This window comes from Fusibacter sp. A1 (genome assembly GCF_004125825.1).
Taxonomy (GTDB): domain Bacteria; phylum Bacillota; class Clostridia; order Peptostreptococcales; family Acidaminobacteraceae; genus QQWI01.
The window spans coordinates 1-754 of the sequence record NZ_QQWI01000044.1; the positions used below are offsets into that span (position 1 = coordinate 1).

Below are 754 nucleotides of genomic sequence, written 5' to 3' on the forward strand. Positions count from 1 at the left end.
CAACCCTTAGGGGAGGAAGCTGCCGAAGGTAAAACCAATGACTAGGGTGAAGTCGTAACAAGGTAGCCGTATCGGAAGGTGCGGCTGGATCACCTCCTTTCTAAGGAATCCAGTTAGGTACATTGTTCAGTTTTGATGGTTCATGCACGCAAGTCGCATGAAACATCATGGAAGAGAACCGCAGGTTGTCTGACCCGTCTCTTACCACTCGTTAACTCGAGAAGTAAGAAAGGTTAAGGTAGCTAAAGTTCACTCCATGAACCATCACCAGAGTGTTCAGCTCTGAAAAAAGAATAGTAATCGTTTAAGAGAGCATTCGACCGATCTTCGATCGATCTCCAACAAAACGAACCTCCGGTTCCGATTGCTGGTGCAATCTTAAATAGCAAAGCTATTTAGTTTTGTACAATGAAAACTTCATATAATCACAAAAAAAGTTTTACTCATAAGTCTTCGCCGACGCTATGAGTAAACACGAACGAAGATTAGCAGTAACTCTTGTTCAAACTTTTTAACGAAGTTGATTTTGTCTTATGCAAGGCGACGAAATATTCGAAGAGTGAGTGTACTGGTTATACTCGATTGATGAGAATGTTGAAGTCAACGCAGCAGAAGGCGAAAGAAACGAGTTAAAAGAGGTCAAGATATTAAGAGCACAGGGTGAATGCCTTGGCACTGAGAGCCGATGAAGGACGTGGTAAGCTGCGAAAAGCTACGGGGAGTTGCAAGCAAACATTGATCCGTAGATGTCCGA

2 rRNA genes are annotated in these 754 nt (G+C 43.1%); both read left to right on the forward strand.

The annotated features are described in order from the left end of the window. Window positions 1-100: ribosomal RNA gene (locus DWB64_RS19110) — 16S ribosomal RNA — on the forward strand; the annotation flags it as partial. 537 nt (window positions 101-637) lie between these two features. Then, window positions 638-754, forward strand: a 23S ribosomal RNA gene (locus DWB64_RS19115); the annotation flags it as partial.